This window comes from Variovorax sp. P5_A3, from assembly GCF_056400665.1.
On record NZ_JBFUKW010000016.1, the window covers coordinates 14,625 to 31,597 of the forward strand.

12 protein-coding genes are annotated in these 16,973 nt (G+C 65.5%); 6 read left to right on the top strand and 6 right to left on the bottom strand.

The annotated features are described in order from the left end of the window. The first annotated feature begins 116 nt into the window (after nt 1-116). From AC1D3B_RS22800 to cynS, 4 genes are read left to right on the top strand one after another with little or no spacing between them, the layout of a single operon-like run. Nucleotides 117-1,481 (top strand): CmpA/NrtA family ABC transporter substrate-binding protein, encoded by a 1,365-nt coding sequence (locus AC1D3B_RS22800; RefSeq protein ID WP_478192951.1) that lies wholly within the window; start codon nt 117-119, stop codon nt 1,479-1,481. A gap of 13 nt (nt 1,482-1,494) precedes the next feature. Continuing rightward, complete coding sequence (ntrB, locus tag AC1D3B_RS22805) at nt 1,495-2,355, top strand: nitrate ABC transporter permease (protein ID WP_478192952.1); 861 nt, start codon at nt 1,495-1,497, stop codon at nt 2,353-2,355. Nucleotides 2,356-2,368: 13 nt separating this feature from the next. Then, nucleotides 2,369-3,211, top strand: a complete 843-nt coding sequence (locus tag AC1D3B_RS22810; RefSeq protein WP_478192953.1) for an ABC transporter ATP-binding protein — start codon at nt 2,369-2,371, stop codon at nt 3,209-3,211. A gap of 49 nt (nt 3,212-3,260) precedes the next feature. Continuing rightward, nucleotides 3,261-3,704, top strand: a complete 444-nt coding sequence (gene cynS / locus AC1D3B_RS22815) for a cyanase (RefSeq protein WP_478192954.1) — start codon at nt 3,261-3,263, stop codon at nt 3,702-3,704. Between the two features lie 26 nt (nt 3,705-3,730). On the opposite strand, the gene AC1D3B_RS22820 is transcribed toward cynS, so the two are convergent. Both AC1D3B_RS22820 and AC1D3B_RS22825 read right to left on the bottom strand, forming a co-directional pair. After that, on the bottom strand, nt 3,731-4,948 hold the full coding sequence (locus tag AC1D3B_RS22820; protein ID WP_478192955.1) for a pyridoxal-phosphate-dependent aminotransferase family protein: 1,218 nt from the start codon (nt 4,946-4,948) through the stop codon (nt 3,731-3,733). Between the two features lie 19 nt (nt 4,949-4,967). Then, nucleotides 4,968-5,372 (bottom strand): nuclear transport factor 2 family protein, encoded by a 405-nt coding sequence (locus AC1D3B_RS22825; protein ID WP_478192956.1) that lies wholly within the window; start codon nt 5,370-5,372, stop codon nt 4,968-4,970. A gap of 323 nt (nt 5,373-5,695) precedes the next feature. Here AC1D3B_RS22825 and AC1D3B_RS22830 point away from each other — a divergent pair, with 323 nt between their 5' ends. Together AC1D3B_RS22830 and panE are read left to right on the top strand one after the other, a co-directional pair. After that, nucleotides 5,696-10,528 (top strand): Ig-like domain-containing protein, encoded by a 4,833-nt coding sequence (locus AC1D3B_RS22830; protein ID WP_478192957.1) that lies wholly within the window; start codon nt 5,696-5,698, stop codon nt 10,526-10,528. A gap of 101 nt (nt 10,529-10,629) precedes the next feature. Beyond that, a complete protein-coding gene (gene panE, locus AC1D3B_RS22835) occupies nt 10,630-11,565 on the top strand; it encodes a 2-dehydropantoate 2-reductase (protein WP_478192958.1) in 936 nt (311 codons plus the stop codon). A 313-nt stretch (nt 11,566-11,878) separates the two neighbouring features. On the opposite strand, the gene pbpC is transcribed toward panE, so the two are convergent. The 4 genes from pbpC to AC1D3B_RS22855 form a co-directional block, all read right to left on the bottom strand. Next, complete coding sequence (pbpC, locus tag AC1D3B_RS22840; RefSeq protein WP_478192959.1) at nt 11,879-14,023, bottom strand: penicillin-binding protein 1C; 2,145 nt, start codon at nt 14,021-14,023, stop codon at nt 11,879-11,881. 22 nt (nt 14,024-14,045) lie between these two features. Then, nucleotides 14,046-14,972 carry a polysaccharide deacetylase family protein gene (locus AC1D3B_RS22845; protein WP_478192960.1) on the bottom strand — a complete coding sequence of 309 codons (927 nt, stop codon included), beginning with the start codon at nt 14,970-14,972 and terminating at the stop codon, nt 14,046-14,048. A gap of 124 nt (nt 14,973-15,096) precedes the next feature. Continuing rightward, nucleotides 15,097-15,363, bottom strand: coding sequence for a hypothetical protein (locus AC1D3B_RS22850; RefSeq protein WP_478192961.1), 267 nt, complete (start codon nt 15,361-15,363; stop codon nt 15,097-15,099). A 108-nt stretch (nt 15,364-15,471) separates the two neighbouring features. After that, nucleotides 15,472-16,809 (bottom strand): cytochrome-c peroxidase, encoded by a 1,338-nt coding sequence (locus tag AC1D3B_RS22855; RefSeq protein ID WP_478192962.1) that lies wholly within the window; start codon nt 16,807-16,809, stop codon nt 15,472-15,474. Nucleotides 16,810-16,973: the final 164 nt, after the last annotated feature.

Sequence of the window (16,973 nt, forward strand, 5' to 3'; positions counted from 1 at the left end):
GTGCTGGCCCTACATGGCATCGACCAGCGGCCCGCGATTTCATGCGAACCGGCCGAATGGGCACGCAACCGGCCCGGCCCTTGCATCGTCGCCTCATCTTTTCAACGAGGTGCATCATGTCCCGACTGCCCGAAGCCAAAGGCTGCGATCCCTACGACGCCGACCGGCCCCTGGTGATGCGCTGCGCCTGCGGCCAGAACCACGCGCCAGCCGACCACGTCGGCGCGATCGAGGACTCCAACTCGAAACTGGAGGCCAGCCTCATGAAGGCGCTGTTCCCGGTGGACAGCGTGCGCCGCAGCTTCCTGCGCGCAGTGGGTGCCAACACGGCGCGCGCAGCCATCCTGTCGGTGTTGCCGCTCGGCGCGCTGCAGGCCATGGCGCAGGACAAGGGTCCGATCGAGAAGAAGGACCTGAAGATCGGCTTCATCCCGATCACCTGCGCGACGCCGCTGATCATGGCGCACCCGCTGGGCTTCTATCAGAAGCAGGGGCTCAACGTCGACATCGTCAAGACGGCCGGTTGGGCGCTGATTCGCGACAAGATGCTCAACAAGGAGTACGACGCGACGCACTTCCTGTCGCCGATGCCGCTCGCGATCTCGATGGGCGCCGGCTCCAACGCGACTCCGATGAACGTCGCGACCATCCAGAACACCAACGGCCAGGCCATCACGCTCGCCAACAAGCACAAGGACAAGCGCGATCCGAAGCTGTGGAAGGGCTTCAAGTTCGCGGTGCCCTTCGAGTACAGCATGCACAACTTCCTGCTGCGCTACTACGTGGCGGAAGCGGGGCTGAACCCCGACACCGACATCCAGATCCGCGTCGTGCCACCGGCCGAGATGGTCGCCAACCTGCGTGCCGGCAACATCGACGGCTACCTCGGCCCCGACCCTTTCAACCAGCGGGCCGTGTTCGAGGAAGTCGGCTTCATCCATATCCTGACCAAGGAGATCTGGAACGGCCATCCCTGCTGCGCCTTCGGCACCTCGGCCGCCTTCATCCAGCAGAACCCCAATACCTTCGCCGCGCTGTACCGCGCCGTGCTCACCGCATCGGCGATGGCGCGCGACCCGAAGAACCGCGAGCTGATCGCGAAGGTGATCGCACCCGCGCAGTACCTGAACCAGCCCGAGACCGTGCTGACGCAGGTGCTCACCGGTCGCTTTGCCGATGGCCTGGGCAACATCCGCACCGTGCCCGACCGCATCGACTTCGACCCGATCCCCTGGCAATCGATGGCCGTGTGGATGCTCACGCAGATGAAGCGCTGGGGCTACGTCAAGGGCGAGGTCGACTACAAGCAGCTCGCCGAGAAGGTCTTCCTCATCACCGATGCCAAGAAGCACATGAAAGAGATCGGCCAGACGCCGCCCGAGGGCGCCTTCCCGAAGTTCACCATCATGGGCAAGGTGTTCGATCCGACGAAGCCAGACGACTACGTCCGCAGCTTCGCGATCAGCAAGCTGGCCGCCTGAACCGGGCCGCATCATGCGCAAGGCGCTCAACCTCAAGGCGGCGTTGCTGTCGGTATTGCTCTTCCTGGTGTTCATGGCGGTGTGGCAGGTCGCGACGATGCCGACGGGCGGCACGGTGTCCCAGGCCGGCATGTCGGCGGAACAGATCGAGTACCAGAAGATGCTCGGCAAGGACCCGGGCCAAGTGAAGTCGGCAGGTTTCCCGACTCCCGCTGAGATGGGCGCCACGGCCTGGAAGCACCTGTCGAACCCCTTCTACGACAACGGCCCCAACGACAAGGGCATCGCGATCCAGCTCGCCTGGTCGCTGGGTCGCGTCGCGCTCGGCTTCCTGCTGGCCTGCCTGTTGGCCGTGCCGCTGGGCTTCGTGATCGGCATGTCGCCGCTGCTGCAGAAGGCCTTCGATCCCTTCATCCAGGTGCTGAAGCCGATCTCGCCGCTGGCGTGGATGCCGCTGGCGCTCTACACCATCAAGGACTCATCGACCAGCGGCATCTTCGTGATCTTCATCTGCTCGGTGTGGCCGATGCTGCTCAACACGGCCTTCGGCGTGGCCTCGGTCAAGCGCGACTGGCTCAATGTCGCGAGCACGCTGGAGGTCAAGCCGCTGCGCCGCGCCTTCCGCGTGATCCTGCCCGCGGCCGCGCCGACCATCCTCACCGGCATGCGTATCAGCATGGGCATCGCATGGCTGGTGATCGTGGCGGCCGAGATGCTGGTGGGCGGCACGGGCATCGGCTACTTCGTGTGGAACGAGTGGAACAACCTCTCGCTCACCAACGTGATCTTCGCGATCGTGGTGATCGGCGTCGTCGGCATGCTGCTCGACATGGCCTTCGCCGGGCTGCAGAGGAAGGTGACCTATGTGGAGTGACCGAGGCATTGCGATGAAGCCCTCCGCCGACCCCACATTCACGACGCCGCTGCGTCCCGGCAGCGCGGCATTCCTGAGCGTGGAGGGGCTCTCCAAGTCCTTCGTGGAAGGCAAGCCCGTATTCGCCGACGTGAGCTTCGCGCTCGATCGCGGCGAGTTCGTCTGCATCATCGGCCACTCCGGCTGCGGCAAGACGACGATCCTCAACGTGCTGGCGGGCCTGGACACCGCTTCGGACGGCCACGTGATCATGGACGGGCGCGAGATCGCCGGGCCGAGCCTGGAGCGTGGCGTGGTCTTCCAGAGCCATGCGCTGATGCCGTGGCTCACCGTGCGACGCAACATTGCCTTCGCCGTCCAGTCGCGCTGGCCGGAGTGGCCGGCCGCGCAGGTCGACGAGCAGGTCCGCAAGTTCGTGGCGCTGGTGGGTCTCGAAGGCGCCATCGACAAGAAGCCTTCGCAACTCTCGGGCGGCATGAAGCAGCGCGTCGGCATCGCGCGCGCCTTCTCCATCCAGCCCAAGATGCTGCTCCTCGACGAGCCCTTCGGTGCACTCGACGCGCTCACGCGCGGCACCATCCAGGACGAGCTGATGAGCATCGTGCGGCAGACGCAGCAGACCGTGTTCATGATCACGCACGACGTGGACGAGGCGATCCTGCTGGCCGACCGCATCCTGCTGATGAGCAACGGCACCGAGACCGCGGCCGGCTACCGCCCGGGCCGCATCGCGGAGACGGTGGTCAACCCGCTGCCGCGCGAGCGCACGCGTGCAGGGCTGCATCACCTCGATGGCTACTACCCGCTGCGCAACCACATCGTCGATTTCCTCGTCACGCGGGCCAAGGCCACGTGACGCATTCACTTCCATTTCATACACAACCAACGCAAACAGGAGCATCCGCATGAACCGCAACGACGTCACCGAGAAGATCATCACCGTCAAGGTGGCCAAGGGCATCCAGTGGGCCGACGTGGCGAAGAAGGTCGGTCTTTCCAAGGAATGGACGACCGCTGCCTGCCTCGGCCAGATGACGCTCGACGCCGCGCAGGCCAAGGTCATCGGCAAGATATTCGGCCTGACGGCCGAGGAGCAGAAGTGGCTGCAGGTCGTGCCGTACAAGGGCTCGCTGCCGACGGCGGTGCCGACCGATCCGCTGATCTACCGCTGGTACGAAGTGGTGAGCGTGTACGGCACCACCATCAAGGAACTGATCCATGAGGAATTCGGCGACGGCATCATGAGTGCGATCGACTTCAGCATGGACATCCAGCGCCAGGCCGACCCGAAGGGCGACCGCGTGAACGTGGTGCTTTCGGGCAAGTTCCTGCCGTACAAGACGTACTGAGCCGGGTTTGCCAATCTGCAATCTGATCAGCGTCCGGAACGCTCCCCGCCCTCCGAGAGCATCCGCTCCAGCGTGGCCATGCCCGCCGGCACATTGAGAGTGGCTCCGTTGGCCTCCAGGCTCAGCCCGAACGCATGGAGCGTCCTGAAGAGGTTGTGCTCCCGGCACTGCTCTCCCATCTGGCCGATGCGCAGGATGTTCAAGCCGAAGGAGCCGGAAATCTCTACCTTGTGCGTGCGGGACATGTAGGTTCTTGCACGATCGGCATCCACGTTGTCGGGCAAGTTGATCCCGATGACCGAATTCAGCCTGGAGGGCTTGTCGACGAGCAGCGACAAGCCCATGGCCTCGATGCCCGCCTGGAGCGCTTCGGAGCACAGCCTGTGCCGGCGAAAGCGGGTCGGCAAGGTCTCCTCGCACACCAGTCGAAGGGCCTCGTGGATGGCCAGGATGCCGGAAACCGGGGCCGTGTAGTGGTACGAGTTCTGGTTCCAGAACTTGTCCGCGAGCCTTGCATCGAGGCACCAGTGCGGCATCTCGGCGTCGCGGCGCTCGATCCGGTCCCAGGCTGCTTGCGAGAACGCCAGCAGGGACACGCCCGGAATGGAAGACAGGCCCTTCTGCCCACCGGTGATGACGGCGTCGATCTGCCACGCGTCCATGTCCAGCGGCATCGTGCTGAGCGTGCAAACCGCGTCGACGATGACGAGGCAGCCATGGGACTTCGCCACGGCCGCGATCGCCTGCAGGTCGCGGTTGTGCACGGTGTTGGAGGTCTCGCCCTGCACCAGCGTCAGCACCTCGTACTTCTGCGCCCTGAGGTGCTCGTCGACAAGGTCCGGGCTCGCACTTCGGTTGCCCGGGATCTCCAGGACATCCACCAGGCCGCCGACACGGCGGGCCATCTCGGCCATGCGTTGGCTGAAGTAGCCGTTCGCGACGCTGAGCACCCGGTCGCCGGGTGCGACGAGATTGGTGATCGCCATTTCCATCGCCGCGGACCCGGGCCCGGCGACACCCAGCACATGCGACGAGGAAGTCTGAAAGACATACCTGCCCATGTCCTTGACCTGGCCGATGACCTTGCCCATCGTCTCGCCCAGATGGTTGATGACGATCGAGTTGGCATAGGCGACCCGGTGCGGAATGGGCACCGGCCCGGCGCCCATCATCAGCAGGGGTTCGTCGGGAAGGATGCTTTCGAGGGGAGCGATGCTCGGCGGTGAGAGGTGTGTGATGGTCATTCGAGGAAGTTTTCAAGTCCTATTGGTTCGCCTGCAGCATCGCGGCCATCTTCTGGTGGATCAGGTTGACCGCCTTGAGCGGGCGAAGCATCACCTTGAATTCGACGATCTTGCCTTCGTCGTTCCACTTGATCATGTCGACGCCATTGACCTTGATGCCGTCGATCTCGACCTCGAACTCCAGCACCGCATCGCGATCGCCGGCGATCTCCCGGACATAGCGAAACGACGGGTTGAAGAAGACCTGGAACGCGGCGGCGAGATACGCCTTCGTGATGGCCTTCCCGACCTGGGGCGTGTGCACCACCGGTGAGAGGAAGACCGCACCATCCGCAAGAAGCGCGTCGAGTCCGCGTACGTCGTGTTCCTTGACGAGCTGGTGCCAGTGGGCGATCGGGCTTTCGGGAGATGCGGAGGCGGTCATGGGGTTCCTCGTAGGGCAGCAGGCCGTGGTGATTGTGAACCCGGATGTCACGCGTTGCGTACGCGCGCGCCCGGTGCGGTCGTCGAAGGCGCCGCATTGTCGACAGGTCGGAAACGTCCGTCGACCTAAAGGCGTTATCCGTCTTCGTTCAACGATTTTTCTCGTTCCACAAATTCATCCGAATCAATAAAGTGGCCGGGCGCATTTTCTTCAAATGCGTACTACGACAAGTTTGTGATTTGATTTTGCCCCGGCCTGTAGGTCCATTTGGGCAATTCGAGTACCGCCTGTTTTTAAACCCCCTTGAGTATTGAGGTGTATTTGTGACTCAAAAGAAGACGGTCGTTCTGGTCAATAAAAGCGGCGATAACAACGGTCGCAACGCAAGTGATGCGAGCGCCCTTGGCAGCGCAAAACCGTCGAAGATCAAGGCCCAGCCGAACGTCAAGTACCTGCTCAAGGGAGAGGGCGATACCGCCCCCGCCAATGCCACGTTGACGCGCGTCGGCGACGACCTGCATATCACCCTCGAGGGCGAAAAATCTCCCGCCCTTGTATTGGAGGGCTATTTCAGCCTGGCCCAGCCGCCGGGTATTTATGGGGTGGCCCAGGACGGCCAACTTTATGCCTACGGCCGCACCGATGGCGGCGCCATCTTTTCGCTGGCCGATGGTGGATCGTCGATGATTGCACTGGCCGGAAATCCGATCCCGCCGGGTGAAGACGACGACTTCGCGTTCTGGCCTCTCATGCTTGTCGGTGGATTTGCGGCGGCTGGTTTTTCAGCCGTGAAAATCGGTGGCGGTTCGAAGTATTCCGCGCTCCCTGAGGTGGTCAAGGACGCTCCGCCGCCCGAAAAGTCCTGGATCGCCAGTGGCGTCAAGGGCGCCATCGACGACGTGGGTGCGGTCACGGGCCCGATCGCCAACGGGGAAGAGACCGACGACACGCGTCCCGAATTCAAGGGCAAGGGTGATGCCGGCTCCACCATCATCATCGAAGACAACGGCCAGCCCATCGGCACGGCCAAGGTCGGCGAAGACGGCACGTGGTCGTTCACCCCCGAGGTGGACCTGGCCGAGGGCGAGCATTCGATCGTCATCATCGAGACCGACAAGGCAGGCAACGAGAGCGACGCATCGGATCCGTACGAGTTCACCGTCGACACGACCCCTCCGGACGCGAGCAAGCTCGCCATCAACGGCGTCGCGGACGACGTGGGTGCGGTGACGGGCAATGTGGATCGCGGTCAAGCTACGGACGACAGCCGTCCGGTCATTAGCGGCACTGGCACGACGGGCGACACCATCATCGTGATGGTGAAGGACGATCTGGGCAGCCGCGAACTGGGCCGTACGACGGTCGACGAGAACGGCGAGTGGACGCTGGCGGTGACGACGCCGCTGGTGTCGGGCAACAACGAGTTCACTGCGATCGAGATGGACCTCGCGGGTAACGCGACCGCACCGAGCGCTCCGTATGCCGTGGTGGTGGATGTCACGGTGCCGACCGTGCCGGTGATCCAGAACGTGCAAGACGACAAGGGTGACGTGCACTTCATGCAGAAGGGCGAAGTGACCGACGACGCCAAGCCGACCATCATCGGCACGGCGGACAAGGGCAGCACCATCGCGATCTATGACGGCGCCACCCTGCTGGGCGCCGCGCAGGCCGATGCGAATGGCAACTGGAACTTCACGCCCACCGACGAACTGAAGGACGGCGCGCACAGCATCACGGCGACGGCCACCAACTCGGTGGGCCAGACCAGCGAAGCGACGGGCATCTGGAACTTCGCGGTCGATACCGCAAAGCCGGACGCAGTCAGCGACCTGGTCGTAACGGACGACGTGGGTGCCAGGACGGGCCCCTTGAGCAGCGGCGACACGACGGACGACAGTGCGCCGACCTTCGTGGGCACGGCCGAGCCGGGCAGCACGGTGTCGGTGTACGACAACGGGGTCAAGATCGGCGAAGCGGAGGTCGACGAAACGACCGGAGACTGGAGCTTCACGCCGAGCACGCCCCTGGCGGACGGCGATCACGCCTTCACGACAGTGGTGACCGACCCCGCGGGCAACGCCAGCGCGCCGAGCTCGCCGGTGAACGTGACGATCGATACCACGGATGTGACCGTGTCGATCGGCGCCCTGCTGGACGACCAGGGCGCCATCACGGACAACATTGCGCCCAACGGCGTGACGGACGACCTGCGCCCGGAAATCCAGGGCACGGGCAAGGCCGGCAGCACCATCACGGTGTACGACGGCGATACCGAACTAGGCACCACGGAAGTGAAGCCCGATGGCACCTGGAACTTCACGCCAGAGACGGACCTGAGCGAGGGTGAGCACAGCATCACGGCCACGGCCACCGACAAGGCGGGCGAGGTGAGCGAGCCGACCGCGCCGTTCAACTTCAGCGTGGACACGCAAAAGCCCGAGGTGCCGAGCATCGGCGTCGCAACGGACGACGTGGGTGCCATCCAAGGGCCGCTGGCCGATGGCGACACGACGGACGACCCGACGCCGACGCTGTCGGGCACGGCCGAGCGGGACAGCACGGTGTCGGTGTACGACAACGGCAACCTGCTGGGCACCGCCAAGGCCGACGACCAGGGCAACTGGAGGTACACGCCGACGACGCCGCTGCCTGAAGGCGAGCATGAGTTCACCGTCACGGCCACCGACAAGGCGGGCAACGTCAGCGACAAGTCGGACCCGTTTACTCTGATCACCGACTACACAGGGCCTGATGCGACCGTTGAAATCCTTGGCATCGCGGACGACACAGGCGTCCCGACTGACTTCATCACCAAGGATGACTCGATCACCGTGAGCGGCAGCATCAGCCGTCCGCTCGAAGATGGCGAACGTGTGCAAATTTCGTCTGACGGCGGCAGTACCTGGACCGACGTCAATGTCGTCGGGCAGACGTGGACCTCCGGTCAGACGTCGCTGTCTGAAGGCGAGAACACCTTCGACGTGCGCATCATCGACAAGGCGGGCAATCCCGGCGGCACCGACAACCAGGTCGTGACGCTCGACACCACGCCACCGACACAGACGGTCTCGATCGTCAGCTACGTGGACGACGAGGGCAGCATTGCGGGCGAATTCGACTTCAACAGCCATCCGACCACGGGCGACGCCAGCCCGCTGCTCAAGGGCACGCTGAGCGCAGGCCTTGCGGCAGGCGACTCGGTCGAGATCTATCGCGATGGCGTGCTGCTCGGCACGGCCAGCGTGAACGGCACCGACTGGACCTTCCAGGACGGCGGCTTGGACAATGGAGACCACGTCTACACCGCCAAGGTGGTCGACCTCGCCGGCAATGCCGGTGCGACCTCCGATCCGGCGGCGCTGACCCGCGAGTCCCTGCTCTCGCTGCAGGCGAACGACACCGTGGTCCACGAGGCCGCCCTGAATGGCGGAACGGGCAAGGACTGGCTGGCCGACGACGGCAGCGACACCAGCGACCTGAGCGCCAGCGGCACCTTCAACCTGGGCCCGACGGTGACGGGCATCACGATCACGCTCGGCGGGCAGCCCACCGGCCTCACACTGGCCGACCTGGCCTCCGGCAAGACCGTCACGGTCGGCGGCGACACGTTGACCATCACCAACCTGGGCAGCGGCCAGTACGGCTACACCTACACGCTGGTTGCACCGAAGAGCCACGACACCAGCGGCGCCAACGTGGGCGAGATCGTGAACAACGATTTCAAGATCACCGCGACCAACGACAGCGGCAGGTCGGTCTCGGCCACCGGCGAGATCCGGGTCGTCAACGACGAGGTGACCGCATCGCCCGATGACTTCGTCATCGACATGCCGAACGTTGCAGACGGCGTGGTGATCACGCTGATACTCGATCACTCGGGCAGCATGCTGACCACGGACGGAAATCCCATGTCGCGTTGGAATCTGGCCAAGGAGGCCACGCTGAATCTGCTCGACAAGTACGCAGAGAGCTATCCGGATTCGACGTCCTTCGAGATCAACCTCGTGGTGTTCGACGGCGCCTCCGGCGCCACCAACTACACCTCGATCGCGGCTGCCAAGGCGGCCATCAATGCGGTGCCCGATCCCACCAACGGCGGCACCAACTACAGGGCCGCACTCGAAGATGCCCAGAGGCTCATCCAGGCTTCCATGAGCAAGGACCCGGACCATGATCAGAAGGTCTACTTCATCACCGACGGCGTACCGTCAGTCGGCTTCGAGCAGCCCGCCGGCTGGTCGACTTTCGTGACCGACAACAAGGATGCCCTGGATGTCTACGCCGTCGGTCTCGGCCCGGCGGTGGACACGCCGACTGCGACCGACGAAATCAAGAAGGTTCTTGCTGCCGGCGATCCGACCGATCTGTTCATTCCCGTCGTGAATGCGGAAGACCTGTCCGATGCCCTGATGGAGACGCTTCCCATCGTCGACGGCAACCTCTTCGATGCGACAGCGAACGGCCGACTCGAGGGCGTGGCGCTCGGCGCCGACGGCGGCTTCACGATCTCCCAGGTGACGATCGGCGGCGTCGACTACACCCTCGACAGCGGCGGCGTCGTCACCATCAAGGTCGCCAGCGGGCTGACCATGACGCTCGACGAGCAGGGCAACTACAAGATCATCACCTCGGTGGCCTCCCCGAACCTGAAGGTGCCGATGACCTTCACGTTGACCGACGCGGACGGAGATACGTCGGTCGTCACGGAGCAGCTCCAGTTCGGCGATCCATCGCGCTCGCCGCTGGTCATCGCGGCCCACGAGACCGGCGTGCGCCGTGACGCGAGCGCAGCTCATGACGGAAGCTGGGTCGACGCGATGCACCGCGATGAAGGACTCGGTTCCTTCTTCGACGTCAAGGCGGCCGACGAACTGGTCGGCACTGCCGGTAACGACACATTCAGGGTCAACGCTGCGGACTTTGGCCATCTGGGCGGCGGCATCGGATTCGATACGCTGGTGATGGATGCCAGGGACATTCACATCAACGGCGCCGACGGCGAGGTAGATCTGCTCGGCGGAGAGGCAGGACCCGACGGCTGGGCCGCCGGAGGTGCGACCCAGGTGGGTGGTGTGACCTACAACGTCTACACCAACCTGGTAGGCACTGCCGAACTGCTGGTCGAAAACAAGGTCCACGTCGCGATCCTGTAAGCCTCTCATCGGGCGTGGCGGCCGGTCGGCTGCCACGCATCCGGCAAGCTTTCTCACAACGGCGCAGAATGCCCGGCCGTAGTCCAGAGAGAGAACTTCACATGCGATTCCTGGTAGTTGGCGCTGGCGCGCTGGGTGGTTATTTCGGCGGGCGTCTGCTGGCCGCCGGCGAGGACGTGACCTTTTTGCTGCGGCCCCGTCGCGCGGCGCAACTCGCGAAGACGGGCCTCGTGATCAAGAGCCCGCACGGGGACCTGACACTGCCATCGCCGCCGTCGGTGCAGGCTGATGCAATCGGTGGCCCCTTCGACGTCGTGATCGTGGGCTGCAAGGCCTATGACCTGCCCGAGACGATGAATTCGTTCGCGCCGGCCGTCGGCCCGGACACCGTGATCCTTCCCCTGCTCAACGGCATGCGTCACCTCGACGACCTCACGCAGCGCTTCGGCCGCGAACGCGTACTCGGCGGCCTGTGCATGATCTCGGCGGCGCTGGACGACCAGGGCACGGTTCTTCATCTCAGCGACGTGCACGGCCTGACCTATGGCGAAATCGACGGCTCGCGTTCGCCGCGCTTGCAGGCGCTGGAGGCGGCATTCGCCAAGGCCCGCTTCGATGCCGTCGCGTCCGACCACATCCTTCAGGACATGTGGGAGAAATGGGTGCTCATCGCCTCGGCCGCCAGCATGACCTGCCTCATGCGTGCCACCGTCGGCGACATCGTGGCGAGCGGGGCTGCCGATCTCGCCAACGGCATGGTGGGCGAATGCGTCGCCATCGCAAGCCACAACGGATACGCGCCACGGGCAATTGCCATCGAGCGGGCTCGCGCGGTCCTGACGACGCCCGGCTCGATGATGACCGCATCGATGTTCAAGGATATCGAGCGCGGCGCGCCCATCGAGGCCGATCACATCGTGGGGGATCTGCTGCGGCGCGGCGCGGAGGGCGGTGCGTTGTCCCTGCTGCGCGTGGCCTTCGCGCACCTCAAGGCTTACGAGGCGCGGCGGGCGAGGGAAGCGCGCCCGGCCGCCTGAGTCTGCTCCTTACTTCAGCCTGCAGAATGGCCAGCCTTCGATGTTGGCCCAGATGCTTGCGCGAATCCACGCGACCACGACATGCGGGTCTTGAGCTTGCGGCACGGTCGTCATCCTGATCAACATCATGGGCCTCCGTCAGTTGGATGTTCGAGCTGTTTTCATGATGTAGTTGTACGTGCGCCCGGCGGACTCCGCCCAGCGGCTCGCGGCGCACGATGTCGTGGGCTGCGGCGCGGCGTTCACGTCCGCCATTCGCCGATGTACGGTCGTCGGTGCCGGCTGACAGGCGTCAGACGCAAACCCGTACAACTCAACGATTCGCGCCCGCGGCCACGCCGGCGCCGCGCACCTCGAGCCTGAGCTCGTCGACCACCTGGCCGCGCGCATCGACCAGCTCGATCCGATGCCGGCCAGGCCAAGGCAACCACTGGGCGATGTTGCCGCGCGCGAAAGGCTTGCCGTCGATTCGCCACTGCAGCCCGCGGCCTTCACCCTCGAAGCGCACGCGCTGTCGATTCGGTGGGATGTCGGGGTCGAGCGCGATGATGGTGCCGTTGGACGGCGCCGTGATGCGCGGCGCCGATTCGGTCGCGGGTGCCTCGGGCGAGAGCGCGAACACCGCCTGTTCGGTGCCTGCGATGAACCACTCGCTGCGCTGAGCTTCGAGTTCGTCGCCGAAGCGAACGCGCGCCTGCACAAGGCCTGCTGGCGGCGCCGGAGCACGGCTGGCCTCGTTGCGATGCAGGAAGCCCATCACCTCGGCCCAGACCGGCGCCGCACCGCTCGTGCCGCTGACGTCCCACATCGGTGCACCGCTCGCATTGCCGACCCATACGCCGACGGTGTAGCGCTGCGACCATCCCACAGCCCAGTTGTCGCGCATGTCCTTGCTGGTGCCGGTCTTCACCGCAGTCCAGAAGCGGGTGCCGAGCACGCTGTCGAGGCCGAAGGTGCGGGCGCGTGCGTTGGTATCGCTCAGGATGTCGCCCACGATGAAGGCAGCGCGCGGATCGATGGCCGGGAGGTCGCGGCGCATCGGGCGTTGCGTCGCCATGAACCGCGTCTCTCCGAAACGGCCGCCGTTCGCGAGCGTCCGGTAGCCGTTCGTCAGTGCCAGCAGCGAGACTTCGGCACTGCCGAGTGCCAGGCTGTAGCCGTAGTAGTCGCCGCTCTGGGCGAGTGCCAGGCCAGCCAAGCGCAGCTGGCGAGCGAAGGCCTCGGGCGACACCATCACCAGCGTGCGAACCGCCGGCACGTTGAGCGAGGCGGCCAGTGCCGTCCGCACCGACACGTAGCCCTTGAACTGACGATCGTAGTTCTGCGGGATGTACAGGCCGCTCGCGGTGTTGATCTGGGCCGAGGAATCGTCGAGCAGCGAAGCGGCCGTCAGCCGCCGCTCGGCGATGGCCTCCGCGTAGAGGAAAGGCTTGAGCGTGGAGCCCGGCTGGCGCTGCGCGAGCACGCCGTCGACCTCGGCCGCTCGGCTGAGGCCACCGGACGATCCGACCCAGGCAAGCACTTCGCCGTTTGCGTTGTCGATCACGACCAGCGCGCCGTCTTCCACGTTGCGCCCGCGGAGTTCGCGCAGGTGGCGCTGCAGCGTGCCGAGCGCGAAGCGCTGGAGTGGCGCGCGCAATGTCGTCCGAACGGTCCCTGCGCCGGGGCCGGCTTCCTTCAATGCGCGCCGCGCGAGATGGGGCGCGATGCCTTCGCTCGCGTCGAAGCCGCGGCGCTGCAATGCCGCGGTCGCGAACATGTCGAGCGCGTCGCAATCCGGCTTGCGCTCCGACTCCATCGCGCCCATCAGCTCGCAGGTGCGCTGCGCGACGAGCGCCGGTTTGGCATTGGGCGCCCGCACCAGGGCCGCAGCCAAGGCGGCTTCGCGCGCATCCAGTCCGTGCGGCGCCTTGCCGAACAGGGTGCGCGAGAGCGCATCGATGCCGACGATCTCGCCGCGAAAAGGCACGGTGTTGAGGTACGCCTCGAGGATCTGGTCCTTGCGCCAGTTGCGCTCCAGCCGCTGCGCGGCCACCGTCTGGCCGAGCTTCTGGGTGAGGCTGCGGCCATCGCCGCCACGCCGCAGGTCGTCGTCGAGCAGGCCGGCGAGCTGCATGGTGATGGTCGATGCGCCGCGCGTGCGCGTGTTCCACAGGTTGCCCCATGCGGCGGCGGAAACGGCGCGCCAGTCGACGCCGCTGTGTTCGTAGAAGCGCTTGTCCTCGCTGAGCACCATCGCAGTGCGAAGGGCGGGGGAGATGTCCGCCAGCGCGATCCACTGGCCGCGGCGCACGGCGGTGTCGGTGCGCACGCGCTGCAGTGGCTCGCCGTCCCGGTCGAGCACCACCGTGTCGGAAGGGCGGAATTCGCTGCGGACTTCGTTGAAGGTCGGGAGCGCCCACGCGGACCCCGCGAGCGTGGCAGCCAGCGCGATGGCGAACAGGCGACGGTCCGGCACGGCGATGTTCCCGGCTCGCAGGTCAGGCCATGCCGGGCAATTGGGCCAGGTCAGGCGAGGCCACGTGCCGACAGATCGCTCCCGGCGTGGTGAACCAGATGTCGCCGCTGTCGCGCAGGCCCGCGAGATGCTGCAGCGCGCGGCGCAGATGCCGCAGGCGGTAGGGCTGGCCGACGATGTAGGGATGCAGCGCGACGCCCATCACCAGCGGCTGGCGGCGCGACTGCTCGACCATCTCGTCGGTGTTGTCGATGATCATCTGCGCGAAGTCCTTCGCATCCATCTTCCGCGCGATGATCATCGGGATATCGTTGAGCTCCTGCGGATAGGGCACAGCCCACAGCGTGCGGCCGCTGCGCGTGCGCATGGGCACCGGCTGGTCGTCATGGCACCAGTTGAGGGTGTAGCTGTAGCCGGCCTCTGCCAGCAGGTCGGGCGTGCGGTGGCTCTCGGAGATCCAGGGCGAGAGCCAGCCCGATGGCGCCATGCCGCTTTCCTCCAGCATGCGTGCGCGGCACCGGATGAGCAGGGCGCCTTCGTTTTTCTCGTCCATGTCGGCCTGGCGTTCCGAGTTGCTGTGGCCGTGACCGACGAGTTCGTCGCCGCGCGCGACGCAGGCTGCGACCAGTTCGGGACAGTGGTCGTAGAGCGCGGTGTTCAGCAGCGTGGCCGAAGGCAGGCCCAAGCTATCGAAAAGTTCGAGCATGCGCCACGCGCCGACCCGGTTGCCGTAATCGCGCCATGAGTGATTCAGCACGTCGGGATGCGGCGCCGCGGGACCGATGCATGCGCCCATGCCTTCACCGAACGCGAAGTGCTCGAGGTTGAGGCCGATGTAAACGGCCAGGCGAGCGCCGTTCGGCCACGCATGGTCCGCACGGCGCGTGATGGGCAGGTAGTCGAAGCGCTCATGCGTGGGCAGGGCGCCGAGGTAGCGAGCTTCGGGCATGCGGGAGGTCTCCGGGTTGGGCACGTCCCGTTTCGTCTGCAAGATGCATGCCGATTGTCAACAATTCGTGCCGCATCCTGTGCGCCTAAAGATGACGACATTGGTGACATTGGCTTCGCTCGGCTCACAGCACTTTCCACTTGACGAAAACGGCGACTGCGACCGGCAGGCAGAAGATGAGCAGGAAGATCGGCAGCTCTTCAAGGAACGAATAGCCCGCCTTCGCCACGCCGACCCACATGTTGGCGGCCGCGATGACGAACCACAGCGCGGCGAAGACGATCGTCGCCGTGCGCATCGAATCCGCCAGCCCGTTGGACATGAGCTTGGCCACGCCCACGCAGGCGCCGAACAACAAGAAGCCGCCGAGGATGAAGATGAGCGTGCGCATGAGGATCCTGTTTCGATCGCGGGAAATCGGGCGTCGAGCCCGGCCTTCATTCTGGCATTTGGTGACTCACCGGGTAACTCCGGTGTGTACAGCGCTTCGAGGACTTCTCTACGGCCTTGCCGTGCGGGCGGCTGCCGGCAGCTGATCGGCATCCGTCAGCGTCTTCAGGAACGCGACCACATCGCGAATCTCGGCTTCCGTCAGCGCGGGTTTGTCGCCGCGCTGCTGGCCGAAGGGCGGGTCGGTGTTGATGTTCCCGTGATATTGCGGCGGCAGATCGTCGAAGGGCTGCGTCCTGCCTCGGGCATCACGCCCATACCAGCGCTGCGGCGCCGTGTCGCGCTGCGCGTAGAAGCGCACCGCCTGTTCCAGCGAATGGAACACACCGTTGTGGAAGAACGCCTGCCGCACCGCCACGTTGCGCAAGGTCGGCGTGCGGAAGAGGCCGCAATATTCGGGATGGTCCTGCAGGTCGGTGCGGATCGGACCGCACAGCCCCAGGTCGTGGTAGGCCGGGTCGGCATTGGCCGCCAGCCCGCGGTGGCGCGGCACGCCGATCGCGATCATTCCGAAGTCGGTGAAGAGCGGAAACGCGCCTTCCTGGGTGCGATCGCTGAGATGGCATGAAGCGCAGTTCCCCTTGTCCTCGGCCTTGAAAAGACGCAGGCCGCGCGCTTCGGCGGGGCTGAGCTTCTGTTCGCCGCGCAGCACTGCATCGTATTTGCTCGTGAAGGGATAGAAGTCGGTCGGCGACTGCTGGAAGACTTCCAACGCAAGGCCCGCGGCGCGGAACGCCGTCGAGCCGTCGGCGAACACATCGGCACCGAAAGCGGCGCGCATCTCGTCCGCGTAGGTTGCGCGCTCCAGCTTGCGGGCTACCTCGTCGATCGATGCATTGGCCATCTCGGCCGGCGACAGCAGCGGCAGTCCGGCCTGTTCGTGCGCCGAACCTGCCCGGCCATCCCACATGTGCCCGCCGGTGGGGCCGGCGTCGATGCTGTCGTCGCCATCATTGTCGTGGTGATGCTCGGAGAAGGCGGTGAGCGTCTCCAGATAACGCAGCGATGGAGCGGCTCGCAGTCCTTGCGTGCGGCCGTCGACGCCGCCCAGCTGGACCGAAAGCGCGTTGGGCGGGCCGTAGGCGTGGCTCGGGTCGTGGCAACTGGCGCAAGATTGCGCGCCCGATGCCGACAAGGACGCATCGAAGAAGATCCGGCGGCCCAGCGCAGTCAACTGCGCGGCGCCGGGCTGCGGTTTGCCGGGTACGGGCGCGTAGGTCGCACCGACGTACGCAGGCACCGGCGCAGGCGTTGCCGCCACGGGAGCGGCCGGTGAGTTCGCGGAAGGGGGCGGTGCCTGCCGCTCGCAAGCGCCGAGGGCGAGAGACACCAGCGCGAGAAGACAGAGCCGGAAGTGGATCGACCGGAACAGATTGGAGATACGCATCGCAGGCACGCCGCCGCGGAACGGGCGGATCGTGCAGCTTAGGCACCGAAGGTGACAGACGGATGACGTCCGCCCTGCCGAATCGGCCGCCGAACGGCGATGCAGCCTTTTCCTGAAATGTGCCTGTCATTCGGCAGGACGAATATTGCCGACACCGGGCATCC